Origin of the sequence: Pseudomonas sp. RIT-PI-S, from assembly GCF_025642975.1 — a bacterium.
Lineage (GTDB): Bacteria > Pseudomonadota > Gammaproteobacteria > Pseudomonadales > Pseudomonadaceae > Aquipseudomonas.
Genome location: NZ_JANZKJ010000001.1, coordinates 553,038 through 578,579, shown reverse-complemented (window position 1 = coordinate 578,579; position 25,542 = coordinate 553,038). Strand labels below are relative to the sequence as shown.

Here is a 25,542-nt window from a genome sequence, read left to right as displayed (position 1 = left end):
GCGGAGGCCAATGCCATGCTGCTAAACCTGTTCAATGAAATGCGCGCGGCCAAGGTGCCGGTTTCGCTGCGCGAATGGCTCGACCTGCTCCAGGCGCTGAAGCAGCGTGTAGTGTTCGCCGACATGGACGAATTCTACTATCTGGCCCGGGCGATTCTGGTCAAGGACGAGCGCCATTACGACAAGTTCGATCGGGCGTTTTCCGCTTACTTCAATGGCCTGGAAAACCTCGGCGAGCATCTGCAGGCGCTGATTCCCGAGGAGTGGCTGCGCAAAGAGTTCGAGCGCTCGCTGAGCCCGGAAGAGCGTGCGCAGATCCAGACCCTTGGTGGGCTGGACAAACTCATCGAAGCCTTCAAGGAACGCCTGGCCGAACAGAAAGAACGCCATGCCGGTGGCAACAAGTGGATCGGCACCGGCGGCACCAGCCCATTCGGCTCCGGAGGCTTCAATCCCGAAGGCATTCGCGTGGGTGATGCGGGCAAACGCCAGGGCAAGGCCGTGAAGGTGTGGGACCAGCGTGACTACAAGAACCTGGACGATCAGGTCGAGCTGGGCACCCGCAACATCAAGATGGCCCTGCGCCGGCTGCGCAAGTTCGCCCGCCAAGGCGCCGCGGACGAGCTGGACATCGACGGCACCATCGACCACACGGCGCGTGATGCCGGGCTACTGAACATTCAGCTGCGCCCCGAGCGGCGCAACAGCGTGAAGCTGCTACTGCTGTTCGACATCGGCGGCTCCATGGACGCCCACGTGAAAACCTGCGAAGAGCTGTTTTCCGCCTGCAAGACCGAGTTCAAGCACCTGGAGTATTACTACTTCCATAACTTCGTGTACGAATCGGTGTGGAAGAACAACCTGCGGCGTACTTCCGAACGGACCTCGACCCACGACCTGTTGCACAAGTACGGGGCGGACTACAAGGTGATCTTCGTTGGCGATGCGGCCATGGCGCCCTACGAAATCACCCACCCCGGTGGCAGCGTCGAACACTGGAACGAAGAAGCTGGCGCGGCATGGATGCAGCGCTTCAAGGAGAAATTTCGCAAGCTGATCTGGATCAACCCCTACCCTAAGGACACTTGGCATTACACAGCGTCTACCGGGCTGGTACGGGAGCTGATAGAGGACAAGATGTACCCCTTGACCCTGGCGGGCCTCGAGGAAGGAATGCGGTACCTGTCGAAATAACCGGTTACGCCCCAAGCCCTTTCCAGGGTAGGGGCTGGCGCCAGCTTGCGAACTGGCAGACCACGGTTCGCGGGCTGCGCCGGATGGCCGCCCTTACGCCTACAACCTGTTTATCGCCAGCTCTCTGGAATCGGCTTGCGGGGGCGGATGCCGAAGGTGTAACCCACACCAATCAGCAGCCACTCGATGGCCGCCGCCAGCAGCAAGGCGACGCTGATGCCCCAGGCGATGGCATCCGGCGCCAGCGGCACGCGGTAATCATAACTGTCGAGGGTTTCCTGGCGGATCTGCCGGTCGGCGGCGCTCGCTACATGCCAGGCGCGCTCATACCACCGCCCCTGGAGGGCCTGCCATTCGCGCTCCAGCGCCTGCTCCCGCGCGACAAGCGCGGCAACGCTTTGGGCGTCGCTGCGGAACACCGGGTCGTCGCTGCTTTGATAATGCTGCACCAGCGCTTGCAAATCCCCATTGAAGAACTTCTGCGCGGTTTCGCTAAAGCCTTCCAGCGCCTTCTGCGCTTCGAGCAGGTGCGCCTGTACCCGTTGGGTGTAGTCGTTGATCACGCCCGGCACCTGAACCCCAACCAGCAGGCCGAGGGCGAACAGTATCAGCCGGAGATAGCTTCGCAGCATGGAGCGTCCTTATTCGATATGGCCTTCGGCTACGCATTCACCGCCACGCCAGAGCTTCCAGCGCCCTGGTTCGTGACGGTGCCAGGTTTCGTTTTCGGTCAGAGGCTCGGTGGCAATGACCGTGACCACGTCGTTAGGTGTGGTTTCGGCGTGGAAGTCCACGATCACATCGACGTCTTTGAGCCGGGCCGGGCCAAAAGGTGCCCGCCGGGTAATATGCACCAGCTTGGTCGAGCAGAAGGTAAACAACCAGTCGCCATCGCTGAGCAGGCCATTGAATACCCCAAGCTTTCGGTAGCCGGCGCAAGCCTCCACCAGGATCGGCACTAGCCGCTCTTCTTCAGTAGGCTCGGGGAAGGCGGCGCGTACCCGGTTGAGCAAGTCACAGAAGGCCGCTTCGCTGTCCGTATCACCCACCGGCCGGTAGAACCCGGGGGGCGGCGCGAAGTTGGCCAACTGGCCATTGTGGGCGAAACACCAGTTGCGGCCCCACAGCTCACGCACGAAGGGGTGGGTGTTGGCCAGGCAGACCTTGCCCACATTGGCCTGGCGCACATGGCCGATCACCACTTCGCTCTTGATCGGATAACGCTGCACCAGCTCCGCGACCCTCGATTCACAACTGGGCGCTGGATCCTGGAACAGCCGCAGGCCCCGCCCCTCGTAGAAGGCAATGCCCCAGCCGTCGCGGTGAGGGCCAGTACGGCCGCCCCGCTGCATCAAGCCGGTAAAGCTGAAAACGATGTCGGTGGGGACGTTGGCGCTCATGCCGAGCAATTCGCACATTACAGGCCCCTCATTGGCAGCAGCGCTATCGGTTAGACCCGCGGCTCGACCCGCATCGAGCCGCCGTCGGTGGGGCGTCGTGGGCTACCGGCCTGTGGGCGCGGCTCGGCGTCGTAGCGGCCAGGCGCGGACGGGGGGTTAAGCGGCGCGGGCGCGAAGAGCTCGTTCGCCTCGGCTTCGGCCAGCTTCGCCCGGCGCTCGGCGTCGGCCTGCTGCTCGGCTCGGCGGGCGCGGGCGCTGCGCTCCAGTGGCCAGCGGATCAGCGCGAACACGGCATACACGGCCAGCGCGATCACGCTGTACATGGCCAGGTCTGGCACGGCGCGCCAGGCGTTGGCGGCCACCTTGAAGATCAGATCCAGCGCGGTGATAGCGATGGCAGGCGCGAACTGCTCCTTGGCAGGGTCTACTACGGTCGGGGTGAACAGCGCCACCGCCGCCACTACCCGCAGCGGTTCGCGCAGCCAGCGCCACAGCCATCGGGTAAGGCGAAACCACACCAGCAGGCAGCCTAGGGCGGCGAAGGCATAGAGGCCCCAGGCAATGTAATAGTCGTTCTCGGTCATGGTGGTCGTGGTCGTGGCAAGGCAGCAGAGTGGCGCTTATGATAACGGCTTTTGGCTAAAGGCGCAGTGCTGCCGGCCAGCGTGGCGCCCGCCGCGCATCTTGCGAGGATCCATCCATGTCACAGCTCACGCCCCCACTCGCCCGCAAGGCCGCCGGCAACGATCCCTACGCCTGGCTGCAAGCCCGCGACAGCGAAGAGGTGCTGGCGCACTTGCGCGCGGAAAACAGCTACCTGAACACGCAGCTGGCAAGCGAGGCCGGGCTGCGCGAGGCGTTGTTCGAGGAAATACGCGGGCGGATCCTGGAAACCGACCTGAGCCTGCCCTCCCCCTGGGGCCCATGGCTGTATTACTCGCGCACCACTGCAGGCGATGAGTACGCGCGCCATTACCGCGCTCCGCGCCCGGCCAATGGTTCGCTGGAAGTGGACCCCGCTACCGAGGAACTGCTGCTGGACCCCAATGTGCTGGCCGAAGGCGGTTTCCTCTCCCTCGGCGCGTTCAGCATCAGCCCAGACCACCAACGCCTTGCCTATAGCCTGGACACCCAAGGCGACGAAACCTACCGCTTGTTCGTAAAAATCCTGGCCACTGGCGAGGTGCAGGCCCTGCCCTTCGACGAGTGCTCGGGCAGCATGACCTGGGCCAACGACAGCGCCACGCTGTTCTTCGCCGTGCACGACGATACCCACCGCCCGCACCAACTGTATCGCCACCGCCTGGGCACGGCGGGCGCCACGCTGGTGTTCGAGGAAAGCGACGGGCGCTTTTTCCTGCACTGCTACCGCGCCAGTTCCGAGCGCCAGTTGGTGTTGCATACCAACAGCAAGACCACCAGCGAAGCCTGGGTGCTGGATGCAGATCAGCCCGAGGGAGCGTTCGGCTGCGTGGCACCGCGCCGGGAGGGCCATGACTACGACATCGACCACGGCCAACTGGATGGCACCTGGACCTGGTTCGTGCGCAGCAACCGCGACGGGCTGAACTTCGCCTTGTACCACTGCCCGGCAGCCTCCGAGGCCCCTCATGAGGACCGTTGGCAAACGCTGGTCGCCCATGACCCGCAGGTGATGCTCGATGGCTTCAGCCTTAACCACCGCGCCTACGTACTGAGCCTGCGCGAAGCCGGCCTGCCGGTGGTGCAAGTGCATCCGAGCGGGGCGGAGCACTATCGCGTCAGCCTGCCGGACGCGGCCTACAGCCTGTATGTGCAAGACACCCTGGAGTTCGTCGGGGACCATATGCGGCTGCGCTACGAGGCGCTCAACCGACCGGCGCAGGTGCGTCAACTGGCACTGGCCAGCGGCGAGCAGGTGGTTCTGAAGAAAACGCCGGTGCTCGGCTCGTTCGACCCGGATCACTACCTCAGCGAGCGGGTTTGGGCGACTGCCCCGGACGGCACCCAAGTGCCAGTGAGCCTGGTGCGGCGCCGCGACCATATTGGCCAGCCCATGCCGCTGTACCTGTACGGCTACGGCGCCTACGGCGAAAGCCTTGACCCCTGGTTCTCCCACGCCCGGCTAAGCCTGCTCGACCGTGGCGTCGGCTTTGCCATCGCTCACGTGCGCGGGGGCGGAGAGCTCGGCGAGCAGTGGTACCAGGCGGGAAAGCAGGCGAACAAACACAACAGCTTCAGCGATTTCATCGCTTGCGCCGAACACCTGATCAGCACCGGCGTGACCCGTGCCGACTCCCTGGTGGCTAGCGGCGGCAGCGCTGGCGGCCTGCTGATTGGCGCAGTGCTCAACCTGCGGCCCGAGCTGTTCGCCGCGGCCATCGCCGAGGTGCCGTTCGTCGATACCCTCAACACCATGCTCGACCCGGACCTGCCATTGACCGTGACTGAGTACGATGAGTGGGGCAACCCGCAAGAGCCAGAAGTGTACGAACGCATCAAGGCCTACGCGCCTTACGAAAACGTTCGCGCCCAGGCGTATCCTCATCTACTGGTGGTGGCCGGTTACAACGACAGCCGGGTGGCTTACTGGGAAGCGGCCAAATGGGTGGCTCGCCTGCGGGAGCGCTCGACCTCGAGCAACTTGCTATTGCTCAAGACCGAACTGGACGCTGGGCACGGCGGCATGAGCGGGCGTTACCAGGGGCTGCGCGACGTCGCGCTGGAGTATGGCTTTGTGTTCAAGGTGCTGAAACTGGTGTAAATAACAACCACGGCATTAGCGAAGATACAGACCATGGCACACGCCGCTTCATTGAACAGCGAAATCCGCATCATGCTGATGGATTGCGGCCTGTTCAGCCAGCTGCACCCGGATGACTGCGGCGTTGCCGCAGGGTATTTCAGCATCGTCTCGATGGAACAAGGCACCCGCATCTTCAGCGAGGGGGATGCCGGCACCTTCATGTGCATCATCCACTACGGCAACGTCTCGGTGGCCAAGCTCGACGCCGACGGCAACCAGGTGGAAATCGCGCTGCTGCGCAAGGGCCGTTCGTTCGGGGAAATGGCCGTGCTCGATGGCGAGCGGCGTTCGGCCACCTGCGTGGCCGCCACGGACTGCCAACTGCTCAGCCTGGGCAAGGACTCCTTGGAAAAGATGATGACCGAGGCACCGAAGGTCGCCGCCAAGGTCATCCGTGCGCTGGCGATAGCGTTGTCCAAGCGCCTGCGCATGGTCGACGGTCAGCGGCTGTCCTGAGCGGCCGTTAACCGTCCGCGGAACTCTCACCTTTCTGCACCGCCGCAGGGCTCACCGCTGGCGGCTGGGGCAACTCAACTTCCGGCAGGGGCGCCGCCGGGCTGGCGGGCGGGGCGACCGGGCCGCCTTGCATCGAAGGCGTGGCGGGTGCCACCGCGGGCACGGGTGGCGCGGGTTCGATGGGCGCGGGCGGCTCAGTCGCAGCCTGGGCAAAGGCCGCCACGGCACTGAACAGCAGCACGAAAAGTGGGTTCATGGCAGTCAAGCTATGGCCTCGCATCGCTAGGGACAGGCCACACGCTATCCGTGCTTGCGCCTGTCGGCAAGCCCCCCGTCGCCGCCACGCTTGCCGCGACCTGCCCGCCCCCGGATAATCGCGCGTTTTTCACCAAGGGGCCCGCCGTGGCGAACAAGCGATACAGTTGCATCGGGCTACAGAACCCCAAGTCACCGGAAAACGTCGGCTCGGTCATGCGCGCGGCTGGCTGCTATGGGGTCAATTCGGTGTTCTATACCGGCAGGCGCTACGAACGCGCCCGCGACTTCATCACCGACACCAAGCGTGTGCACTACGACATACCGCTGATTGGCGTGGACGACCTGCGGATGATCCTGCCCCTGGATTGTATTCCGGTGGCGGTCGAGCTAGTGCCAGACGCCCGGCCCTTGCCCAGCTACACCCACCCAGACCGCGCGCTGTACATCTTCGGCCCCGAGGACGGCAGCCTGGACGAAGACCTGCGCCAGTGGTGCGAAGAAACCATCTACATTCCGACCCAGGGCTGCATGAACCTTGCGGCTACGGTCAACGTGGTCCTGTACGACCGTTTGGCCAAGGGAAACAATACCCGTTCGGGCCCAGGCTTCAAGTAAGGGGAACAGCCGTCGCGTTTGGGAGTCAGCTTATTGAGCTTATTCACCCGGAGATTCCCATGAGCAAAGACATCATCACCGAAGCTATCGAAGCCCTGCCTTCTTCCTCCGCCACTGACACCAACGTACATGGCTGGGAACGCGCCGGCTCCCTCGCCGGTGGCTTGTTGCTGGTGGGCAAAGGTGTACGCCGTGGTGGCCTGTTCGGCCTGGTGCAGATTGCCCTTGGCGGCGTGGCCCTGGCCCGCGGCTTCACCGGGCGCAGCAAAACCAAGAGCCTGTTGGCCAAAGGGCGGGAAGAACTCGAGGGCTTGCGCGGCAACATCGAACGCGCCGGCGATCAACTCAAGGAGCTGAAAAACAGCGCCGAAGCCGCCACCTCTTCGGCGACCGTTACCGGTAACGACTCGCTGGAATCGCCGAAAGCCTGAAGCCCGTCCCAGGGATCGCAGCATGGTTGCAGGAGTGGGCGCAGCCCGCGAACGCGGTATGCCAGCCCACGAAATGGCGCTGGCACCAACCGATTCGCGGGCTTCGCCCGCTCTTCCCAGCGGCAGGAGCTCATCCGGCGCGGAAGATCAGATGCTCTTCCCAGTCATCCGCCGCTACGCTGTCTTCGCTAAGCATCCGCCCCGCCTGCGATACCCGCTGCTTGTGCACTTGCTGCCGATCACCACATACCAGGTAATGCCAGGGAGGCAGGTCCTTGCCTTCGCTCACCAGCCGATAGGCGCAGGTAGGTGGTAGCCAGTTAAATTGATCGGCCTGCTCCGGGGTAAGCTGGATGCAATCCGGCACATGGGCCCGGCGATTGGGATAGTCACTGCAACGGCAGCTGTCGCGGTCCAGCAGCCGGCAGGCGATGCGGGTGTAGTACACGCTGCCGTCGTCTTCATCTTCCAGCTTCTGCAGGCAGCAAAGCCCGCAGCCATCGCACAGCGATTCCCATTCGCCGGGGTCCAGCTGATCGAGGGTCTTGCGAAGCCAGAAGGGTTCTACGGTGACGGCCATGGGCGTTCCTGAGACGAGAGCATGCCGACAGTACATCGGCTCAAAGCGCGGCAAGTCTAGTGCGGGATGGGCGTGCGGCCAAGCGCGGCGGATGACCGGCGCGCCAGGGATGCATGGCCAAGCGCTTGCCAGCGGTGAAACGGTTGAGTAGCTTGCTACCCTCTTACCCAGGAAGCGAAGCCATGTCCGACACCTCCCGCGTTGCCGAATACGCCATTGCCGAACATTTCATCAATCGTTGGTCGCCGCGTGCCTTCAATGCCGAGCCGATCGACGAGCAAACCCTGTTGAGTTTCTTCGAAGCTGCGCGCTGGGCGCCTTCGGCCTACAACTCGCAACCCTGGCGCTTCCTCTACGCCCGTCGCGATACCCCAGACTGGGCGCGCTTTCTAAGCTTGCTCAACGACTTCAACCGTAGCTGGGCCCAGCATGCTTCGGCGTTGGTGATCATTCTCTCGAAAACCACCTTCACGCCGCCGGGCGCCAGCGAAGAAGGCCCGGCGCTGTGGCACACCTTTGACACCGGCTCGGCCTGGGCGCACTTCGCTTTGCAAGCCAGCATCAGCGGGTGGCACACCCACGGCATGGCGGGCTTCGATCAAGCCAAGACCCGCGAAGAGCTGCACATTCCGGAAGGCTATGCGCTGCACGCCGCAGTTGCGGTGGGCAAGCTGGGCGACAAGAGCAGCCTGGCCGAGCACCTGCAAGCCCGGGAAGTACCGAGCCCGCGGCGCCCCGTAGGCGAGCTGGCCAAGGGTGGGGATTTCGACTTCAGCTGAGGGGTTACCGGGTTCGCGGCCCTGACCTGACAGGTTCGCAGGCGTCGCCAGCTGCTACGAACGGGAGCGGCGCCATCAATAGCCCCGGTTGAAATCCACCCTGCCCTTGAGTGGCTCTCCGGCCTGGAACGCCGCCAAGTTTTCCAGGAACAGCCCGGCCATCAAGGCAGGCGACGTAGGTGCGGCGCTGTGGCCGGTTAGCAGCAGGCCCCAGGCGGTCCAGAACGGGTGTTGGCGAGGCAGCGGCTCCTGGCGGCATACGTCGATCACCGCGCCAGCCACGTGACCGTCGCGCAGCGCCTGCACCAGATCGCCATCGACCACCGCGCTGCCGCGGCCTGCGTTGATGAAGAGCGCCTCGGGGTTGAAGGCTGCGAACAGCTGGGCATCGAACAGGTCCCGGGTGGCGAGCGTGTCGGGCAGCAAATTGATCACGTAGTCGGCCTGCCCTACCAGTCGCGGCAAGGCCTCCAGCCCAGCGACTTCCTTGAAGGGCGCCAGCGCTCGCGCGGTACTGGCGATACCGTACAACTCCACACCGAACGCCGACAGGTATTGCGCCACGCATTGGCCGATGTCGCCCGCCCCCACGATCAGCACCCGGCGCCCGGCAATGCTGCCCGCCGGGCGGCTGTCCCACTGCCGCTCCACCTGGCTGACTACCCGGGCCATGACCTTGCGTTCATGGCCAAGCAGGTAAGTCAGCACATACTCAGCCATTACCTGGCCGAAGATGCCAACGGCGCGGGTGAGCTGGTAATCCCGCGGCAGGCCCAAGCCGAGCAGGGGCGTAATCCCCGCCCAGGTGGATTGCACCCAACGCGGCCGATGCCCTTGGCGCAGCAAACTCGCCAGCAGGTCGGGCTGGCCAAGCCACACTGGGCAATCGGCGGCCTGACGGGACAGCTCGGCGGAATCATCACTGGTAAAAACCTGCAAGGCAGGCGCCTTGTCTTCAAGCAGGGCGGCGTAGGCGGCAAAGGCCTGCTCCGCGATAAGCACACGCATGGTCGAACCTTGAAAGCAGCAACGGGGCGAAGGGCGGCAGCCTACTAGAGGCTGGCCGGCCGTTCAGTGAAATCGGCGCCAGGCGCCCGACGTTAGACCGGGTCGTTGCGCCGCAACAACTCCTCGGGAAGATGCTCGATGTACTCCGGTTCCGGCGGCGGCATCTGCAGGTGGTAACCCTGGCCGTCGAGATTTTCCAACACCTTGTGGATGTCCTCCCGGGCGAGCTGGCGCTCGGGGCTGAGCACCAGGTCGAAGGCATGGCGCGGTGCGCCGAAGGCCGCGAGCAAGGCTTCTGGAACCCGGGCCAGCGCATCGCTTTTGAGCACGTACAGGTACATCTCGTTTTTCTTCGGGCTACGGTAGATGGAGCAGATGCGTTTCATGGATGTTGGTCTCCGGCTGCCGCCAGGCTATCGAGCAACGCCTGGCCCAGCCGCTCGCGGCGCCAGCCACGCAGGGAATCAGGAAGGCTGTAAGGGCCGCTGGGGTAGCCGCTGCGCAACAGGGCTTCGAGGGTCTTCTTGCGCAGTGCCAGTTCGGGCGCGATACCCAGGCGCTCGGCCTCGGCCTGGCCTACGGCACGCAGCTGCTTGAGCAGCCCGGAGGCCTCCATTGGCAGCGGCTCGGGCAGTGGCGCGGGCAGGTCCGCTGGCGGCGTTCGCGCTGCCTGCTGGATCAGCTCCAGCAAGGTTTCTCCATCCTGGCGGATGGTCCGCGGATGCATTTCATCGACCTTCGCCAGGGCCGTCAGGTTATTGGGCTGGAAGCGTGCCAGTGGCCAAAGGGTCTGCTCCTTGATCACCCGGTTGCGGGGTACGTCACGCAGGCGCGCTTGCGTTTCGCGCCAGGCGTACAGCTCGCGCAGCACCGCCAACTGCGTAGGAGAAAGCTTCCAGCCCAGCCGCGCTTCGCGGTACAGCTCATGCGGGTCCACTTCGCGATCCCACTGGGAGGTAAGCTCATGACCGTCTTCCACAACCCACGCAAAGCGCTCCTCGCTCAAGCGCGGGCGCAAGGCCTGGTACAGCTCGGCAAGGTGCAAGGCGTCCTCGGCCGCATAGCTGACCTGCTGCTCCGAGAGCGGCCGTTGCAGCCAGTCGGAACGCGTTTCCCCCTTGGGTAACTCCAGCCCCAGAACCTCTTGTACCAGCCGCGAATAGCCCATGGAAAAGCCCAGCCCCAGGTAAGCGGCAGCAAGCTGGGTATCGAACAGCGGCGCGGGCAGTTGCCCGGTCAGGCGGGCGAGCACCTCCAGGTCTTCGCTACAGGCGTGCAATACCTTGACCACGCCTGGGGCGGCCAGCAGGGCGGCCAACGGTTCCCAGGCGGTAATGCATAGCGGGTCGATCAGAAAGGCGACGTGACCGTCACTTACCTGCAACAGCCCCACTCGGGGGAAGAAGGTATCCACTCTTACGAATTCGGTATCCAGCGCAATGAAAGGCAGTGCCTGCCAAACAGCACAATGCGCCGCCAGCGCCTGGTCGTCACGGATCCACTCTATCGCTATGGCCACGGGCCTCTCCTTGAACAATGGCGCAGTATATATCGCCCTGCTCATGGATCGTTACAACCTGTCATGCCCGTGGCCGTATTGGTCACGCGTGCCCGCGCCAGCTGCCATACGTGTCACGGTCGAGCTCGACGATATCGACCCCGAACTGCACGTCCGTGCCCGGCGGCAGGATCACCCCTTCGTGCAGCGCGGCGAGCAGGTCCGCCGAGAGCTTTCGCTTCACCTCGACCGAGCGGCCGCTGAGCATGGCCAGGCGCACGAACACAAAGCCTCGCTCGCCCAGGCCGATGCCCACGCGGAAGTGATCGAGCTGTAACGCACGCGCCTTGATGTCCGCCTCATTGGCGAATTGCCCGCTGGCCATCAGAGCATGGTTGAGCTTGAGCATCAGCTTTTCGGGCTCCAGCCCGCTGAGATTGCGGGTGTATTCGAGGTGCAGGTGGGGCATGGGTGTCCTCATTCAGGGCAGAGAGTGCTGACCAGTGGTCACAGCATAGCCCACCGCTGGGGAACGAAAGGCGGGCTGGGCTGGGTCCAACCCATGAATCAACGGCTATGCTCCGTTTAACCCACCAGCCGAGAGGTGAAGCAATGCCAGTCCCGCATAATCTGTATGCCGACCTTGGTAGATCCAAGGAAGAAGTCGCCAAACTGCAACAGACGAACAGCCGCCTGCAAAGCCTGATCGCTAAATATGATGAGATCGATCGGCAGGTCGTGGATGCCGAAAACGCGTCCGCCAACGATGACGTGGTCAATGATTTGAAGAAGAGACGCTTGGACACCAAGAACAAAATCGTCCAGGAAATCGAGTACCCCGGTACCCAGGGCGCCGCGAAAAACTTCTAAGCCTTCTTGCCTGCGCCGTGCCTTGAGCCCGGCGCGGGTTAACCCGTTCTCCCCCTCCCAGCCCGCGCGGCAACCGAAGCGGCGCCGCCGTTCCGTCTACCCCTATTTCGGGTTTTTTGACGTTATTTTGGCGGATTGTAATAAAATTTCCTTAACCGTCAAAAAACCCATTCCAGACGCCTTCGCCGTACGTATCATCGCCCCATTAGGGTTTTCCCAAGGAGGGAAAGGCGTGAAAAATCAACTGATCGTAATGATACTCGCCAGTGTTCTGGCGGTGCCGGCACTGGCCGCGGACTTGAAGTTACGCAACGTTCGCCTGGTGGATACTGGCCACACCACCAGCATCGTCGGCACCGTGGTCAACGCTTCAGACCATATGGTCAAGGGCGGCTACCTGGACGTAGAGGTCAGCAGGAACAACCGGGTGGTCGCGCGCGAGACCGTGGAGGTCCCCGACATGGACGTTGGCCAGGCCTGGCGTATCTGGCAACCCGTGCAGCATAGCGGCGAGGTCGCGACGGCCGCCGTTCGCGCGCGGGATCCGCACATCAGCATCACTGCGGCGGTCGTGCCTTACCCAGGCACGCTGGTCGCTCAATAAGGGCCATCCCGGGCCGCTCGGTCGGGGCGGCCCAGTGCAGAACAGCGCGGGAATCGTACATCTACAGCTCAAACACGAACTTGCGCTCAAAGCCGACCTTCGCCCGATAAGCCTCGCCCCGATCGACCCACCCTTGGGACCGATAAAGCTGCAGCGCCGCGGTATTGCGTGGGTCTACCGAGAGGGTCAGCTGGTTGATTTCCGGCCAGGTACGGCGCACGGCATCAGGCAAGGCTTGCAGGCAGGCCTTGCCCAAGCCCCGCCCTTGATGCTGGCGGTCGACCTGAAGCGCAAGCACCACGGCTGCAAGGGGGTCGGCCCAGGCAGGGACGCAAGGCGCCCGCATCAACAGCAGGAATGCCCGGGGGTGTTGGTCTACCAACAGTGCCCAACCGGTTATCGCGTCCGCCGAGGTAGTGGCGAGCGTATACAGGGCGGACGCTATATCGCCGCAGGCACTTAGCTGCTCAGGCTCGACCTCCAACAAGCGCAGCTGCTCGACCTGCAGCCGGGTGAGCGCGCTATGAGGGACCAGCAGGGTTTCCAAAGGCGCCCGCTCCTCCAAGCCCTCGTCTATCGGCTTACCAGTTCCGACAGCCGTTGATGGTAGTGCTTGCCTTCGGGATTCAGCGCGACCATGAGCTGGTCATCACGGCCTTTGGTGAAGGCTACGTACTTGCACACCACCAGCACCTTGAGTTCGTGCAGGTCCTCTTCGGAGATTTCTTGCCAACGGCTGGCCTCGATAAGGTCGAGAAGCTGCAGGTGCTTGGCGTCGTAGGTATTCATGGAAATAGCACCCTAATGATTGGCTGTGCGAACGATATCACTTAGCCAGCTTGTTGTGCCGTCCAGGGCTTATAAGCCCGATGAATGGGGCAAGATCTGCGCCGCCCATGCCTCATTCGGCCGTGGCTGGTTCGAAAAATTGGAATCCCGGCCGGCACCTTGGGCGCCCTGGCAGCCCGATCAGGCAACAGGGCTTGCTCATCACCAATAACCCTCAAGCGGGCCCGCGGCAGCCTGCAAACAGATCAAGCGCTGGGTTATACGCCGAAGTGCTGATGTCCAGTAAGCCGAGCATCGAGTGAAACAGGTTGTCTTGGGTATAGGCGTTGCCTTGACGCAGCCGCAGGCAAGCCGAGTCCAGATGAGAGGCCTGTTTATACCCCTCGGAGAACCAGACGATCAGCGGCACGTGTTTCTGCTGATCTGGCGCGAGCATATAAGGTGCGCCGTGCAAATACAGGTTGTATTCGCCCAAGGATTCCCCGTGGTCTGACAAGTAAATCATAGCGCTGTCGACCTGCCGCTGGCGGCTGCGCAAGGTATCGATAAGGCTCGCCAACAGGTGATCGGTGTAGCGGATGGTGTTGTCGTAGCCGTTAATGATGCTTTCTCTGGAACATTCATCCAGGGCATTGCTTGAACATACAGGCTTGAAATGCTCAAAGCCTTCCGGGTAGCGCTTGTAATAGTCGGGCCCATGGCTACCCATTTGGTGCAGCACCAGCACAGTGTGTTCCGTGAGGTGGTCAAGCAGATCGGGTAAATCACGCAGCAGGATGCCATCGTGGCATTCGCTGTCGCAGTTGTCCGGGTCCGTGCTCTGGCTCAGGTTGCGGTAGCCGACCCGAGCGCAAGTGCCCTTGCAGCCAGACTGGTTATCCAGCCAAAGTACGCGAAAGCCCGCTCGCTGCAATACGTCCAGCAAGCCTTCCTCATTTTGCGCGCGGGAAGCGGAGTAGCCTCTGCGGCCAAGATCAGAAAACATGCAGGGCACCGAAACAGCCGTTTCGGTTCCACAAGAATGTACGTTGCCGAAGGCCAGTACCCCCTCTTCCTGGGCCAGGTTCGGCGTTGTATCACGGCTGTAGCCCAATACCCCGAAGTTGTCTGCGCGAGCGCTCTCCCCTATCACCAGCACGGTCAGAGATGGCAGCGCATGGTCACGCCACGCGGCGACCTTGTGGGCATCAACAGCTATCTGCATGAAGGGTTGCCTGGACGACACGGATTGCTCGTTAAGGTAGGACAGCCCAGCCCCGATGACATTGCTGGGTACTACCAGCAGCCGAAGCTCATGGTGATTGCGCAGAAGCGAGGCCAGCCCTTGATAATTAGAAAGGGCCACTACCACCATGAGCAGCCCGCTAGCCAGCGCAACGAGCAATGAGACCGTGAAACCCATGAGGCCCGCCCGATAACGGATAGGCAATTTCCAGATCACCACTGCCGGCACCACGCCACACAGCAACATATACCAGAAGAATTTCAAAGACAGCAGATCCCGCACCTCTTTGAGATCGGTTTCTGCCAAGTTCCTAAACATTCCATTATCGATAACAATTCCGTACTTGCTCATAAACCAAGCCGCACCGGCACTGACTGGAAAAATGAACATCAGTATTGGCTTTAACGTCCGCCGCCCCACTAACAAAGCCAATATAGCGTTGAATGCGCATACCAGCATGCTGACAAAAGCGAAGGCTAGTACGCGGTTATCTTCCGAGGTGATTTCCATGAGATGCCGCCATAGCGGCAAGTTGAATACAGCCATGAGGCAAACACTAGATACTAAAGTCAGCAGTTCAGGCCGGACGGGTTTTATCATCGACATATTTTTCACTTAGAGCAATTTCGCTCGCCTATCGAGCGAAATAACTTTATTGATTCTTAAATCAATAATTTGTGAAAAATTCGACACAGCAACACAATACCAAACCGCCCAAACAACCCTCTATCGCAATATTTCTTTTCGTGGCGCCGGGCAGTCTTCAAGCTTATAAGCCGAGCGGTTACGCAACACTAGGTAGTAAGTACCCAAACATATCCACCAGCAGAACACCGCCGTCCATACGTTGTGTGAGAAAAAGTGTGCGCCCTGAAGCATTCTGCCCACGGAAAACAATAATCCTAAACCCAGCGCCAGGCCGAAGGCGTAACGCGCCAGGCGCGGGCGCCGGTCCCTTAGCGCGAAATACAGCGCAAATAGGGTGAAGCCCGTAGCCGCATGGCCACCAGGCCAGCACCGGCCTGGATGGCTGGTGTCCGGGCGGCTGTCGAAAACCTTGCTGTAAGTCTCGCTGCCCCCAAACTGCGTCAAACTCCACGGGCACTGTACTGCCGTTACGGCTTTGAGCGGGGTCACGAAACTTGTTGAAAGCGCCATGGACAGCGCGATGCAACCTAACTCCCTGCGCCAACCTGAAAGCCGACGATTAAAAAAAGACAAACCGAATGCAAGCAAAGACAGTAATGCAATGCCTATGACGATTTGCTTTGCACCGTCGTGCAGCACGTTCTCTAGAAAATAACTATGGTGCCCTAGAAAACGGCCGACATGGCGGTCGTAGCTCAGCCTCGCCAGCCACATATCGAAGTTTGTGAACTCAAGCAGTAGCAGGCCAATTACTATAAGTGCGGGCAGCCCCAAGGCCATAGGCAAATGCAAGGGCCGACTGTAACGGATAGGCATGTGGCAACCTGAGAAAATAGAAAAGATAGAGTATTCGTGACTAGTTTAGCCACCGCACCGTGGAGCGAACGTCAAGCGATTGTGAAAAATTTGCGATTGCGATTTGCCCTAGCCCGGCTGCAAAACAATGCGTAAGCTGCGGCGATTCAACGTATTAAGGGGCTCTCCATGCGCATTCTTGTGGTGGAAGACAATCGGGATATTCTCGCCAACTTAGCAGACTATCTCGGCTTGAAAGGTTATACCGTCGACTGTGCCCAGGATGGCTTGACCGGCTTGCACCTCGCCGCCACGGAGCACTATGACCTGATCGTATTGGATGTGATGCTGCCGGGCATAGATGGCTTTACCCTGTGCAAGCGGCTGCGTGAAGACGCCAGGCGTGACACGCCGATCGTTATGTTGACGGCCCGCGACCAGCTCGAGGACCGTCTACAAGGCTTTCGCCAGGGTGCCGACGACTACCTGATCAAGCCCTTTGCCCTGTCAGAACTAAGCGCGCGGATCGATGCGATCACCAGCCGTGCCCAGGGCGGTTTCAGGCGCACCTTGCAGGTGGCGGACCTGAAATATGACCTGGATACCCTCGAAGTTACCCGTGCCGGTCAGCTGCTTAAGCTGAATCCGGTGGGCTTGAAGCTACTGGCGATCCTGATGAAAAAAAGCCCGCACGTACTGCGTCGTGAGGTACTGGAAGAGGCGCTTTGGGGCGAAGACTCTCCTGACAGCGATAGCTTGCGCAGCCATGTGCATCAGCTGCGCCAGGCGATCGACAAACCTTACGCCAGGGCGCTCTTGCATACGGTCCGCGGCGTCGGGTATCGGCTCACGGCAGGCAGGGACATGGATTGATCGCGGCTTATAGACCATCGGTGGAAACAGGCAGCGTAGGGCCATTGTGCAAAAAAACCACCTCCCCCCGGTACCAGGGGCTCTGCCGCAAGGCGCCCGGAGCTTGCCATTCTCCGCCCTGGATTACCCCGATCTTGAACGGCAGGCCCAACCGGCTGATACGGGGTAGGTAGGCGGCATAATCTGGAATACTTCGGCGCCCTTGATAAGTTTGCACCACCACCTCGTCGACCACCCCTTTGAGCTTGCCGATGGCTTGAGGGTCGGCGTTGCTGGCCCAGTCCATCAGGCCGGTGATGCTCAGCTGGTATTGGGCAGGCAGGCGCTGGCGCAGGTCCTGAAGGAAGGTGACGTACTCCTGCAGATAGCGGGTGCGGGCATCGAAGTCGATCTGGATGCCAACGATGGTGTTCCCTTCGGCCCTCCAACGTTGTACTTGGCCGAACAGCTTTTTATAGACCGTCTCCGGCCAGCGCAGGGTGTGCGCGCGGTAGACGATCCAGATTTCCGGCTGCGGCAACCGGGTAACGCTCATGCCTTGCGCGATGAACGCCACCCGCTGTCGATCATCACGCGGCATGCTGATCTGGCCTTGCAACAGATACAGCGTTTTGGCGTGATCCAGCACCGGCTGGGCATTGACCCCGCTCCATAACCAAAACGCATCATGCTGGCGCGCATCTACCGCAGCCACAGCGGGGCCGCTGCACATCAGGCAAACGAGCCAGGGCCAAAGCTTGCTGGGCATTACCAGTAGTACTGCAACGCCTTGCCCCATCGGGTAGCGCCATAGGTGGTCTTGAGCTGTTTGAACCAGGCTTTGCGCACCGCCGACGCCACATCCTTGCCGCCGCATCCGTTATAGCCCGACGGTGCGTAACAATTGATTGCCCGGTACAGCGCGTAGGCCTTGTCGTCACGCTCGGCCTTGCCATCGGCAATCACCGCCTGATAACCCTCGAGCCGGGAATACGCAGCCCCTTGGAAGGCTGGCTCGCTTGCGCCCAACTGATCGGCGTTGGGCCGCTGGTCCAGGGGCATGCCGTCCAGGCCATTGCGCAGGATGAATTCGCCCAGGCAGTTCAGGCCTTTAGGGTCTTGGCGGCGTGCCTGCAGCGTAGACGCGGTTTCCACGATGCTCGGGCAGGTGTAGCCAGACTCTGCCTTGTCGCCGTTCCAGCGGAACAACCGGAGCGTTTGGCCATCCCCATAGGCGTATCCCAGGCTGCTGGTCAGCCGCTCATCCGCCGGCTGCTCGGGCAGCGCCTTAAGATCGTCCGCGAACTCGGCGTATTGGCCGTAGAGCAGGTCTTTGTATAGCAGCACGAACCGTGCGGTGGCCTTTTCCTTGCCATCGATGCCCTGCTCCGCTTGCTGGCGCAGCAGAGGCGCATCGGCCACCTTGCCCAACAGAATCAACCGTAGTTGGGCGGATTTGATCGGCGAATCGGCCGCGAACACCTTAGCGACCTGGCCGCTGCGCTCGTAATTCAACGCCAGCGCTAGCTCGACCTGCTCACGCTGCAGCGGCTGGCGGGCCAAGGGCAGTAGCTCAAGCCACAAGGCTTGCGCGGCAGGTAGGTCGTTGCTGGCCTCAAGCGCCAGGCCGCGAAGGGTCTGCTCGCTGAAGGCCAGGTAATCGAGGGCCGCCGGTACCTCCTTGGGCAGTAGCGTCAAGGCCTGCGCAGGGCTCTTATCGACGTAGAACGCCAGCGCCGCTTGCAAATATTCGAAAAGGCCCGGCTGTTGCGCCAGCAGGCTCTTCTGCGCCAGCAACCGCTCTGGGGTGAGCTTCACTTCACCTTCCGGGCGCATGACCATCAGATCATGGACCGCGGTGAGCAACGGAATGGCCAGGCTGTCACCCGCCGAGGCGAGCAGCTTATTGTCGATCTCCTGGACCAGCGCATTCACCGGCACGCTGCGCTGCTCCTCCCGCGCGTCAGTCAGTTGCCAGGCATAGTCATCCGCCAGCTTGTTCTTGTTTCCCGCCAACCAATGCGCCCGCCGCATCAGCCCCTTTGCCGACGCCGCATATCGGCCATTGGGATAGGCCTTCAGGTAATCATCCAAGGCTTGCTCCACCTTGGTATAAGGCCCCGGATCGATGTTGCCCTTCAGCGAGCCGTACTCATCGAACGCGTCTTGTTGCGCGTCATTGAGGCGAACCCTGGCGAGCATGTACAGGGACACTTCTTTCAGCCATGGCTGAGGGTCGCTGGCCAGTTCGGTAAAGCCCGCCAGCGCCTCGCTGTAGCGGCCGCTGTAGAAGGCCGCCGACGCCTGGAGGTAAGCGACGAATGCCTTGCCTTGCGGGGACGGCAAATCTCCCGCTCCAGGCAGCAGGCTCGCCAGCTGCTGAGGGTCCCATGTGCACGCGTCGAGCAACTGCATGCGGGCCCGGGCAAGGGCTTGGCGCTCGCTCGCCGATAGCTGCGGGGTATCCACCACCTGCCCCACAAAAGCCGCCGCACTGTCGTCGCTGTTGCTGCGACAGCGGCTGCCCTCCCCCTCCAGGAAGGCGTCGCCTGCGGTTTCCATATGATCGCGCTCGATGCCGAGCTTCTGTAGCAAGGCATTGAGTTGCACGGTCGAGGCATCGGTGGCCTGCTCCTCCTCGATGGTGGTTCCGGCGAGGCGCGCAATGTCGAACGGTACAGGGCCGTAACCCTCCGAAATTTCATCCTCTCCCAGCGCATTAGGCGCTAGTTCCAGCACCTTACGGTCAGCCAGCAACAGCCGCAGGTTGACCCGGCTGTCGTTGCCAGGGCTCAGAAAGGGGACATTGCTGCAGGCGTCGAGCGAGCTTCTCGTCAGTGACCAGGTGGGGTAGCAAGAGCCATCGCTGCTGGCGTGGGCGGGCTGGCAAACCGTTGCGCTTATGGCTATTGCAAGAAGAGGCAGGGAGGGAATACGCATGAACAGTCCTTTGATGTCGCTACGCGGGGGGTGATGCGAGGCGGGATGATACAGTATTGAAAATCCGGACGATTATCGGCCTAGGCAAGCGAAGCAAGGTCGATTACGTTAATGCCAAAAAAGCCGCAAGCCTGCGCAAGCATAACAATATGACGCTCATTTTTAAGCGTCGATCCTAGAACCTCTTTTTATCTGCCTTAGATGCCAAGCACACAATGCCTGAACTAAATGTTCAAAAAATTAGGATCGAAGGCTGTTGTTTCTTTTATTTGGAGAAAAAGCAGGTTGACCGAAGTCAAGGCCTGCTTCTCGTGATCCAACTCGGTCAAGAATTGAGCTGGATTACTGCTCCAAATGATCACCGCCGCTCAAACGCTCACTCCCTAAGGTTTTTTCCATCACTTCAATGCTTACGCGCGTCACTTCAATTAATTCTTCGAAAGATATCGGAGAGTCAGTTGCGTCCTGCGCCGCGGCGACAAACGCCGCCGCACATGCCGCGTTGCCCTTATCCTGGCTCCATAAGTTCATCTTTGTAAATGAAGCCCAACCCCAGCCGCGCAGTTTTCTAAAGTTATTCAGCTGAAGGATTCGCCCGCCACAGAAGACTTCCAGCCTTTCTTTAGGATATCCTTTATGGCCGTTTGCAAGGTAATGCACTGTGCCGATCGATCCATCAGCGAACCCCAGCGTGAAACTGACCTTGTCACTGTTAAGGCTAGCTCGGTCACCTAATCCAAGGACCGTTGCTTGCACGCTAACAATAGGATGCCCAACAAGATAGCGCATTAAATCTATGAAATGGCAGGCCTCCCCAATAATACGCCCGCCACCCACGCTTGGGTCCTGAATCCAGGAGTCCATTGGAATAGCGCCCGAATTAACTGTAGCAATGAGGACTTTCGTCTCCTTAATCGGTGATAGCAACTGCTTCATCTTGAGAATATGCGGTGCGAAACGCCGATTAAATCCTACCATCAGCACCCGCGGATTCCGCCCAAGCATGTTTTTATACGCCTGCTCGATTTCTACCAATTGCCGACGAGAAATTGCAAGCGGCTTCTCGACAAATACATGCTTATTAGCATTTAGAGCACTGATAACCTGCTCGGCATGCTGGTGATGTCTGGTGGCTATCACCACACCGTCAACATTGGTATCTTCTAACACACTAATAAAATCTGTACTGGCCTGTTCAAAGCCATACTTACGGCCAAAATGAACTCCGCTTACGCCACCGGCTGAAACAATGGTTCGTAGTCGCGCACCCGCACGCTTTAAACAGGGGATCAATACCTGCCCTGCGTAATTTCCTGCCCCTATCATGCCGATAGCGAGCGCATCCGGATTGTCCGACTTGTCTACCAGACGCACTTGTCGTAGCGGTTGAACGGTGAGCGGTTGATCAGGCTCAAAGTAATCGAGCAACACGCCGAGTGAATCGCCTGCGCCGATTGCGGCATATGCATCGTTACATGCGTCAAGTTTGAAGCGATGAGAGATTAGAGACTGTACGTCGAGCCTTTTAGAAGCCAACATATCAAGTACTGCCTCAAAGTTTCGCTGCTCCGTCCATCGCACGAACCCGAGAGGATAATCATTACCCTTGTCCTCGTAACTCGGATCGTATCGTCCCGGACCATAGGAACAGGAAACTTGAAACGTAAGTTCCTTTTCGTAAAAATCCGCCCGTGATAGCTCTAATCCGGTCACGCCTACAAGGACGATGCGACCGCGTTTGCGACACATTTGAGCGGCTTGCCTGACCGGGTCGCTACTGCGAGTCGATGCAGTAATGATTACGGCATCTACACCCCGATCGCGCGATAAGGCTTGGGCGGCTTGAACCACGTCACAATCGCCCATCGGATTTAGGGTACGTACACCTAATTGCTCTGCAAGTGCTCGCCGGGCTGGGTCTATTTCAATGCCGATTACCTGGCAGCCTTGGGCACGAAGCAGCTGTATAGTCATTAACCCGACCAGCCCCAGACCAACAACGGCCACCACCTCCCCTAGGGTAGGTTGGATCAGGCGAATTCCTTGCAAAGCGATAGCACCCAATACAGTAAATGCCGCGTCCTCGTCTTCGACTTCATCCGGCACCTTCGCACATAACAAGGCTGGCACATTCACAAACTCAGCATGTCTGCCGTTTGAAGCGACTCTGTCACCTACTACAAACCCAGAAACACCCTCGCCAACTGCGACCACCACCCCTACATTGCAATAACCCAATGCAATGGGCTGGTCAAGCTTGTTGCGCACAGCGGTCAGGGTGGGGCCGAGTCCATCAGTGCTAATTTTGTTGAGTACCATCTTTACTTTATCAGGCTGTTGGCGAGCCTTTTGAATAAGGTTAGCTTGTCCGAATTCCACAAGCATCCGTTCGGTGCCCGCGGAAATCAAAGTTTTATGCGTCCTGATTAACAGATGCCCTATGCTGGGTTCGGGGCAAGGTACGGTCGTCAATTCTACAATACCCGTTTTTAGACTTTGTAAAATCTGCTTCATTTACTCACCTTTAGAAACTACGGGCTGAGGTGCAGAGCGCCCAAACTTTCGCCCTATCTGGAAAGCCAGGATTATAAATATCCAACCCCAAATTACGCCGTAGCTGGCTAGCAGACTGCCCCGCACTGAATCTAGAGCCATATACCCGCTGAACATAAGCAATATCCCCCCCATCAGGCTTCGCCAGACACGGTCGCCTCTGCCTTCAATTACAACACGCCACAAGCCTCCTATGACGCATCCAAAAATGAAGCAAAGTAGTATGGTTCCAAGGATGCCAACTTGGCTATAAAGAACGAACTGAAACGGCGCTGCGATACTGCCGCCGGGCGTATCCGGATACATATGTTGCCAAACAATTTTGTTGTCATCGGGCATGGCCCCGATACCCAATATATCTTGGCCGAAATCAAATCCATAGAAAGCATGGTTGGATGGAAATATTATAGGATAGAACATAGCTGGTGCAGATGTACGGGTCATAGGTGCTAGTAATGAATAGAAGAAAACGTGGAGGCTCCGTTGGCTGCCCAGCAATCCGTGAATACCCTTCTCGCGCTGTTCATTCCGGATCTGCTCATCGGCCTTTGCTTTTGCTTTGGCCTCTTCATGCAACTTAGCTTTCGTCTGAGCCTGGGCCTGGGCCTGGGCCTTTGACTGTGCCGGCGTATGAATAGACAGCGGGTCCGAGGAGACAGGGGTATCACTCCCCTTCCCGTTTAGCGCTGGTAATTTTTCCTCTGATGATTCAGAAATTTCAGAATCAATTTTATCTGCGGCTTGTTGAATAACCTGGTCCGCAGTTTGGCTAGAAGTCGAATAAACCGGAGCGACAACTAGCAAAAAATAAAGACAAGTCACGGCGACAATCGAGAACAATAGCAATCGTTTGACGTTCCTCTCCCAGCCAAACTCCAATACTCGATGAAGAACAACTACAAAAATTATGAACAAAAGCGATGTAACCAAGACACGTTTCTGAAACAGAAAGAAAGCGAGCAGCAATAGCAATGCCAGGCATAATGCCCTTAGCATCCACCCACCCATGCCTTTCATTGGACAGGCCAGATACACCCAGGCCGTAGCTACGGCTAACAGCGTGTACAGATTTACAAAGCTGAAAAAACCAAGCGTGGCAAATAGAGCCCAACGCGCCTGAACCCAGACTCCGTAGTTATTCCAGGCTCCTAGGTGATCAAAACCTCCCCCCCTCGCTACCGCGACACTTCCAAGGACCGCTAAAACAGCGAAAATTATCAACGGAAACCACTTTGGGATAGTATGGTCCGATTTTCCTTCCAACACGCCGATGAATTTTTCTAGAGCTTTAAGCCGATATCGAATGGCAATAGCATAACCAATGGACAACATCAAAGGAGCAACGAACAATAATAACAATAGATCGCGTGCATGCTCCTTAGGATAAGGGACAGGTATCGCTATACCCGAGAAATAATCCACCAAAAGCAAAAAGGGACCATACCCGAAATAAAAGAGCAACGCACCAATGAAGCAAGTGGTCGCGTAAAACGACAAATGTAGAATTAAAGGAGCATAGCGGATAGGCACGGCGGTTCTATTAACATCCATATTATCAGCCTCGACAAACGCGTGTCAGTCCATCCAAAATAGATGAAACATGATGGTCCCAGGTAAAGTTGGCTAGTGCGCAACGGCGAGCATTAGTTCCTAAGTGGTCGCGCCATTTTTTCTGTTCGACGAGAAATTTCAGCCCTACGATAAGTTGATCAACGTCTCCTGGCGAGGCAAGTACTGCTAAGGCCGAGTCATTTGCCCCTGGCTCTTCCAAAGGCAAGGTATCAGCCCTCAGAGCAGGCTGCAGCACTTCTCCGATCTGCTCGAGGTCAGACGCGAGAATACCTTTACCCATAGCCATGTATTCAAAAAGCTTAGTGGGCGAACCAAAAAAGGGTGTGCCATCAGCGTTGGCCACGTGAGGTGAAACCAGAACATCAGATGCGGCTAAATATGCAGGTGCTTCCGCCTGCGGCACCAGACCCGCGAAAATAACATGCTCCTGCGCCCCGGCGCTATTTATGATCGCTTTCACAGCGGGCATTTTAAGGCCGTCGCCAATAAGCAAGAATTTAATTCTGTAACTTGCCAACCAACCAGAACGTTCTTGATGGAGCCGGGCGATAGCCCCAGCAAGCACCTCCGCGCCATGCCACTGACCAAAGGTGCCTACAAAAGTAATGATCACATCGTCGCTACTAAGGCCGTAGCGCTTCCTGAGGTCAAGCGAATCAGCGGGAGAAAAACGAGTTGGATCAAACACTTCAGGGTCAATACAATTTGGATAAGAAACAATTCGCTCGTCGGGCACGCCGCGAGCTATCAACTCTCGCCGAAGCACATCAGAAATAGTAACGACAACGTGCGCGTGCTGCAGCATTACATCCTCAGCTCCGACCGCAAGGCGATGAAACTTCATCGCCTTGCCCCAATTTTTCGCAATCCAAGCTTCGGAACCATTGTACTCGACTACCAAGGGAATTTGATACCTTCTCGAAATAGTAACCCCTAAGTAATTAGCTGCAGATAAGCGCTGGTAAATGAATTCGGCGTTAGCCGCTGCAGGATGACCGATCAAAGCCTTTACAAACTTATCCTGGAACCTGTAGTTATTAAGTTCATATGGTAAGCCATATACGCGTGGTGTTGAAACCGGAACAAACGTGACAGCGGGGTGGACCATTACCGGCCGTTCAGCGGAAGCAAAGTGTACCGGGTGCCCTTGGGTCTGAAGTGAATTTACGACCCCCGCAATGTGGCCTATAGAGCCACCTGCTTTTATTCCAAACCACAGATTGGTCTTGAGATATAAAACCCCGCTTTTTCCATTGGGCAGCCTGAACGTTCCCCTAGGCTGACGCTTCAATCGAGAAAGGGCAAGGGCGGCTTTAGCCGCAGTCCATAGGCATCCCAGACTAGCAAAAAAGAAATGAGCGATGTCAGACACTAACCCAACGCGTGGCACCGGTGTCAGCTTACCATCCGGCGCCGCCAGGCAGATAGAAGCAGCACCGGTAAAACAGGCTAGTAATTTAAGTATCGGCAGTAGCGCTGCACTATTTTCATCTTCCATAGGTAATAGGAGATAGCTCGGGCGAAGCCTTAACAGCTCCCGAGGCAGTCGCACTCCCCCTGTAGCACGCAGCTCCGCTAGCGTCTTCTGCCCGAAAGGCTCCCCAAGGGCGGCTTCCAAACGGTCAAGATAACCCCGTGAGAGAGGATAAACAGATAGCAGCAAATACTTTTCTTTCATAGTTTGACCATC

27 protein-coding genes are annotated in these 25,542 nt (G+C 59.1%); 9 read left to right on the top strand and 18 right to left on the bottom strand.

The window, feature by feature from the left end; translation table 11 throughout:
- The first annotated feature begins 15 nt into the window (after positions 1 to 15).
- A complete protein-coding gene (locus OGL93_RS02630) occupies positions 16 to 1,194 on the top strand; it encodes a VWA domain-containing protein (protein ID WP_263260813.1) in 1,179 nt (392 codons plus the stop codon).
- Positions 1,195 to 1,304: 110 nt separating this feature from the next.
- Here the strand turns inward: OGL93_RS02630 and OGL93_RS02625 are convergent, their stop codons facing one another.
- From OGL93_RS02625 to OGL93_RS02615, 3 genes are read right to left on the bottom strand one after another with little or no spacing between them, the layout of a single operon-like run.
- The gene (locus OGL93_RS02625) at positions 1,305 to 1,826 is read right to left on the bottom strand and encodes a DUF2937 family protein (protein WP_263260812.1); all 522 of its coding nucleotides are present in this window, start codon (positions 1,824 to 1,826) and stop codon (positions 1,305 to 1,307) included.
- Between the two features lie 9 nt (positions 1,827 to 1,835).
- Complete coding sequence (locus OGL93_RS02620) at positions 1,836 to 2,612, bottom strand: class II glutamine amidotransferase (RefSeq protein WP_263260811.1); 777 nt, start codon at positions 2,610 to 2,612, stop codon at positions 1,836 to 1,838.
- A gap of 32 nt (positions 2,613 to 2,644) precedes the next feature.
- The gene (locus OGL93_RS02615) at positions 2,645 to 3,178 is read right to left on the bottom strand and encodes an MFS transporter (RefSeq protein ID WP_263260810.1); all 534 of its coding nucleotides are present in this window, start codon (positions 3,176 to 3,178) and stop codon (positions 2,645 to 2,647) included.
- A gap of 116 nt (positions 3,179 to 3,294) precedes the next feature.
- Between OGL93_RS02615 and OGL93_RS02610 the strand changes: the two genes are divergently transcribed.
- Together OGL93_RS02610 and OGL93_RS02605 are read left to right on the top strand one after the other, a co-directional pair.
- Entirely contained in the window at positions 3,295 to 5,337 is a 2,043-nt protein-coding gene (locus OGL93_RS02610) for a S9 family peptidase (protein ID WP_263260809.1), read from the top strand.
- Positions 5,338 to 5,370: 33 nt separating this feature from the next.
- Positions 5,371 to 5,835: a cyclic nucleotide-binding domain-containing protein gene (locus OGL93_RS02605; RefSeq protein ID WP_263260808.1), complete on the top strand. Its 465-nt coding sequence runs from the start codon at positions 5,371 to 5,373 to the stop codon at positions 5,833 to 5,835.
- A gap of 7 nt (positions 5,836 to 5,842) precedes the next feature.
- On the opposite strand, the gene OGL93_RS02600 is transcribed toward OGL93_RS02605, so the two are convergent.
- Positions 5,843 to 6,091, bottom strand: a complete 249-nt coding sequence (locus OGL93_RS02600) for a hypothetical protein (RefSeq protein ID WP_263260807.1) — start codon at positions 6,089 to 6,091, stop codon at positions 5,843 to 5,845.
- Between the two features lie 146 nt (positions 6,092 to 6,237).
- On the opposite strand from OGL93_RS02600, the gene OGL93_RS02595 reads away from it, so the two are divergent.
- Complete coding sequence (locus OGL93_RS02595) at positions 6,238 to 6,708, top strand: RNA methyltransferase (RefSeq protein ID WP_263260806.1); 471 nt, start codon at positions 6,238 to 6,240, stop codon at positions 6,706 to 6,708.
- A 59-nt stretch (positions 6,709 to 6,767) separates the two neighbouring features.
- On the top strand, positions 6,768 to 7,139 hold the full coding sequence (locus OGL93_RS02590; RefSeq protein ID WP_263260805.1) for a DUF2892 domain-containing protein: 372 nt from the start codon (positions 6,768 to 6,770) through the stop codon (positions 7,137 to 7,139).
- 130 nt (positions 7,140 to 7,269) lie between these two features.
- On the opposite strand, the gene OGL93_RS02585 is transcribed toward OGL93_RS02590, so the two are convergent.
- Positions 7,270 to 7,719, bottom strand: coding sequence for a YcgN family cysteine cluster protein (locus OGL93_RS02585; protein ID WP_263260804.1), 450 nt, complete (start codon positions 7,717 to 7,719; stop codon positions 7,270 to 7,272).
- Between the two features lie 182 nt (positions 7,720 to 7,901).
- On the opposite strand from OGL93_RS02585, the gene OGL93_RS02580 reads away from it, so the two are divergent.
- On the top strand, positions 7,902 to 8,498 hold the full coding sequence (locus OGL93_RS02580; protein ID WP_263260803.1) for a nitroreductase family protein: 597 nt from the start codon (positions 7,902 to 7,904) through the stop codon (positions 8,496 to 8,498).
- Positions 8,499 to 8,573: 75 nt separating this feature from the next.
- Here OGL93_RS02580 and OGL93_RS02575 read toward each other — a convergent pair whose 3' ends face one another.
- The 4 genes from OGL93_RS02575 to OGL93_RS02560 form a co-directional block, all read right to left on the bottom strand.
- Entirely contained in the window at positions 8,574 to 9,506 is a 933-nt protein-coding gene (locus tag OGL93_RS02575) for a D-2-hydroxyacid dehydrogenase (protein WP_263260802.1), read from the bottom strand.
- 92 nt (positions 9,507 to 9,598) lie between these two features.
- Entirely contained in the window at positions 9,599 to 9,892 is a 294-nt protein-coding gene (locus OGL93_RS02570) for a YcgL domain-containing protein (RefSeq protein WP_263260801.1), read from the bottom strand.
- Positions 9,889 to 11,025: a ribonuclease D gene (gene rnd, locus OGL93_RS02565; protein ID WP_263260800.1), complete on the bottom strand. Its 1,137-nt coding sequence runs from the start codon at positions 11,023 to 11,025 to the stop codon at positions 9,889 to 9,891. The genes OGL93_RS02570 and rnd overlap by 4 nt, the downstream gene beginning before the upstream one ends.
- An 82-nt stretch (positions 11,026 to 11,107) precedes the next feature.
- On the bottom strand, positions 11,108 to 11,473 hold the full coding sequence (locus OGL93_RS02560; RefSeq protein WP_263260799.1) for a 5-carboxymethyl-2-hydroxymuconate Delta-isomerase: 366 nt from the start codon (positions 11,471 to 11,473) through the stop codon (positions 11,108 to 11,110).
- Positions 11,474 to 11,616: 143 nt separating this feature from the next.
- On the opposite strand from OGL93_RS02560, the gene OGL93_RS02555 reads away from it, so the two are divergent.
- Both OGL93_RS02555 and OGL93_RS02550 read left to right on the top strand, forming a co-directional pair.
- A complete protein-coding gene (locus tag OGL93_RS02555) occupies positions 11,617 to 11,874 on the top strand; it encodes a DUF465 domain-containing protein (protein ID WP_263260798.1) in 258 nt (85 codons plus the stop codon).
- Positions 11,875 to 12,106: 232 nt separating this feature from the next.
- Entirely contained in the window at positions 12,107 to 12,478 is a 372-nt protein-coding gene (locus tag OGL93_RS02550; protein ID WP_263260797.1) for an FxLYD domain-containing protein, read from the top strand.
- Between the two features lie 61 nt (positions 12,479 to 12,539).
- Here the strand turns inward: OGL93_RS02550 and OGL93_RS02545 are convergent, their stop codons facing one another.
- The 4 genes from OGL93_RS02545 to OGL93_RS02530 form a co-directional block, all read right to left on the bottom strand.
- A complete protein-coding gene (locus OGL93_RS02545) occupies positions 12,540 to 13,025 on the bottom strand; it encodes a GNAT family N-acetyltransferase (protein ID WP_263260796.1) in 486 nt (161 codons plus the stop codon).
- A gap of 26 nt (positions 13,026 to 13,051) precedes the next feature.
- Positions 13,052 to 13,267, bottom strand: coding sequence for a hypothetical protein (locus OGL93_RS02540; protein ID WP_263260795.1), 216 nt, complete (start codon positions 13,265 to 13,267; stop codon positions 13,052 to 13,054).
- A 214-nt stretch (positions 13,268 to 13,481) separates the two neighbouring features.
- On the bottom strand, positions 13,482 to 15,098 hold the full coding sequence (locus OGL93_RS02535; protein WP_263260794.1) for a phosphoethanolamine--lipid A transferase: 1,617 nt from the start codon (positions 15,096 to 15,098) through the stop codon (positions 13,482 to 13,484).
- A 120-nt stretch (positions 15,099 to 15,218) separates the two neighbouring features.
- The gene (locus tag OGL93_RS02530) at positions 15,219 to 15,956 is read right to left on the bottom strand and encodes a phosphatase PAP2 family protein (RefSeq protein ID WP_263260793.1); all 738 of its coding nucleotides are present in this window, start codon (positions 15,954 to 15,956) and stop codon (positions 15,219 to 15,221) included.
- A gap of 168 nt (positions 15,957 to 16,124) precedes the next feature.
- Here OGL93_RS02530 and OGL93_RS02525 point away from each other — a divergent pair, with 168 nt between their 5' ends.
- Positions 16,125 to 16,808 carry a response regulator transcription factor gene (locus OGL93_RS02525; protein WP_263260792.1) on the top strand — a complete coding sequence of 228 codons (684 nt, stop codon included), beginning with the start codon at positions 16,125 to 16,127 and terminating at the stop codon, positions 16,806 to 16,808.
- Between the two features lie 7 nt (positions 16,809 to 16,815).
- Here the strand turns inward: OGL93_RS02525 and OGL93_RS02520 are convergent, their stop codons facing one another.
- The 5 genes from OGL93_RS02520 to OGL93_RS02500 all read right to left on the bottom strand — a co-directional run bounded on the left by OGL93_RS02520 (position 16,816) and on the right by OGL93_RS02500 (position 25,530).
- Positions 16,816 to 17,556 carry a DUF3142 domain-containing protein gene (locus OGL93_RS02520; RefSeq protein WP_263260791.1) on the bottom strand — a complete coding sequence of 247 codons (741 nt, stop codon included), beginning with the start codon at positions 17,554 to 17,556 and terminating at the stop codon, positions 16,816 to 16,818.
- Positions 17,556 to 19,727: an outer membrane assembly lipoprotein YfiO gene (locus tag OGL93_RS02515; RefSeq protein ID WP_263260790.1), complete on the bottom strand. Its 2,172-nt coding sequence runs from the start codon at positions 19,725 to 19,727 to the stop codon at positions 17,556 to 17,558. Before OGL93_RS02515 ends, OGL93_RS02520 begins: the two co-directional genes overlap by 1 nt.
- Positions 19,728 to 20,069: 342 nt before the next feature.
- Entirely contained in the window at positions 20,070 to 22,241 is a 2,172-nt protein-coding gene (locus tag OGL93_RS02510) for a bi-domain-containing oxidoreductase (RefSeq protein WP_263260789.1), read from the bottom strand.
- Complete coding sequence (locus tag OGL93_RS02505) at positions 22,242 to 23,831, bottom strand: hypothetical protein (protein ID WP_263260788.1); 1,590 nt, start codon at positions 23,829 to 23,831, stop codon at positions 22,242 to 22,244.
- Positions 23,832 to 23,835: 4 nt separating this feature from the next.
- A complete protein-coding gene (locus OGL93_RS02500) occupies positions 23,836 to 25,530 on the bottom strand; it encodes a glycosyltransferase (RefSeq protein WP_263260787.1) in 1,695 nt (564 codons plus the stop codon).
- Positions 25,531 to 25,542 lie beyond the last annotated feature (12 nt).

What these genes read in the sequence shown, in the direction of transcription:
- OGL93_RS02625 (WP_263260812.1), bottom strand. Translation starts at nt 1,826, where the DNA reads ATGCTGCGAAGCTATCTCCGGCTGATACTGTTCGCCCTCGGCCTGCTG.
- OGL93_RS02540 (WP_263260795.1), bottom strand. Translation starts at nt 13,267, where the DNA reads ATGAATACCTACGACGCCAAGCACCTGCAGCTTCTCGACCTTATCGAG.
- OGL93_RS02510 (WP_263260789.1), bottom strand. Translation starts at nt 22,241, where the DNA reads ATGAAGCAGATTTTACAAAGTCTAAAAACGGGTATTGTAGAATTGACG.
- OGL93_RS02530 (WP_263260793.1), bottom strand. Translation starts at nt 15,956, where the DNA reads ATGCCTATCCGTTACAGTCGGCCCTTGCATTTGCCTATGGCCTTGGGG.
- OGL93_RS02620 (WP_263260811.1), bottom strand. Translation starts at nt 2,612, where the DNA reads ATGTGCGAATTGCTCGGCATGAGCGCCAACGTCCCCACCGACATCGTT.
- OGL93_RS02630 (WP_263260813.1), top strand. Translation starts at nt 16, where the DNA reads ATGCTGCTAAACCTGTTCAATGAAATGCGCGCGGCCAAGGTGCCGGTT.
- OGL93_RS02610 (WP_263260809.1), top strand. Translation starts at nt 3,295, where the DNA reads ATGTCACAGCTCACGCCCCCACTCGCCCGCAAGGCCGCCGGCAACGAT.
- OGL93_RS02590 (WP_263260805.1), top strand. Translation starts at nt 6,768, where the DNA reads ATGAGCAAAGACATCATCACCGAAGCTATCGAAGCCCTGCCTTCTTCC.
- OGL93_RS02505 (WP_263260788.1), bottom strand. Translation starts at nt 23,831, where the DNA reads ATGGATGTTAATAGAACCGCCGTGCCTATCCGCTATGCTCCTTTAATT.
- OGL93_RS02520 (WP_263260791.1), bottom strand. Translation starts at nt 17,556, where the DNA reads ATGCCCAGCAAGCTTTGGCCCTGGCTCGTTTGCCTGATGTGCAGCGGC.
- OGL93_RS02570 (WP_263260801.1), bottom strand. Translation starts at nt 9,892, where the DNA reads ATGAAACGCATCTGCTCCATCTACCGTAGCCCGAAGAAAAACGAGATG.
- OGL93_RS02615 (WP_263260810.1), bottom strand. Translation starts at nt 3,178, where the DNA reads ATGACCGAGAACGACTATTACATTGCCTGGGGCCTCTATGCCTTCGCC.
- OGL93_RS02515 (WP_263260790.1), bottom strand. Translation starts at nt 19,727, where the DNA reads ATGCGTATTCCCTCCCTGCCTCTTCTTGCAATAGCCATAAGCGCAACG.
- OGL93_RS02575 (WP_263260802.1), bottom strand. Translation starts at nt 9,506, where the DNA reads ATGCGTGTGCTTATCGCGGAGCAGGCCTTTGCCGCCTACGCCGCCCTG.
- OGL93_RS02500 (WP_263260787.1), bottom strand. Translation starts at nt 25,530, where the DNA reads ATGAAAGAAAAGTATTTGCTGCTATCTGTTTATCCTCTCTCACGGGGT.
- OGL93_RS02560 (WP_263260799.1), bottom strand. Translation starts at nt 11,473, where the DNA reads ATGCCCCACCTGCACCTCGAATACACCCGCAATCTCAGCGGGCTGGAG.
- OGL93_RS02600 (WP_263260807.1), bottom strand. Translation starts at nt 6,091, where the DNA reads ATGAACCCACTTTTCGTGCTGCTGTTCAGTGCCGTGGCGGCCTTTGCC.
- OGL93_RS02585 (WP_263260804.1), bottom strand. Translation starts at nt 7,719, where the DNA reads ATGGCCGTCACCGTAGAACCCTTCTGGCTTCGCAAGACCCTCGATCAG.
- OGL93_RS02535 (WP_263260794.1), bottom strand. Translation starts at nt 15,098, where the DNA reads ATGTCGATGATAAAACCCGTCCGGCCTGAACTGCTGACTTTAGTATCT.
- OGL93_RS02580 (WP_263260803.1), top strand. Translation starts at nt 7,902, where the DNA reads ATGTCCGACACCTCCCGCGTTGCCGAATACGCCATTGCCGAACATTTC.
- OGL93_RS02555 (WP_263260798.1), top strand. Translation starts at nt 11,617, where the DNA reads ATGCCAGTCCCGCATAATCTGTATGCCGACCTTGGTAGATCCAAGGAA.
- OGL93_RS02605 (WP_263260808.1), top strand. Translation starts at nt 5,371, where the DNA reads ATGGCACACGCCGCTTCATTGAACAGCGAAATCCGCATCATGCTGATG.
- OGL93_RS02525 (WP_263260792.1), top strand. Translation starts at nt 16,125, where the DNA reads ATGCGCATTCTTGTGGTGGAAGACAATCGGGATATTCTCGCCAACTTA.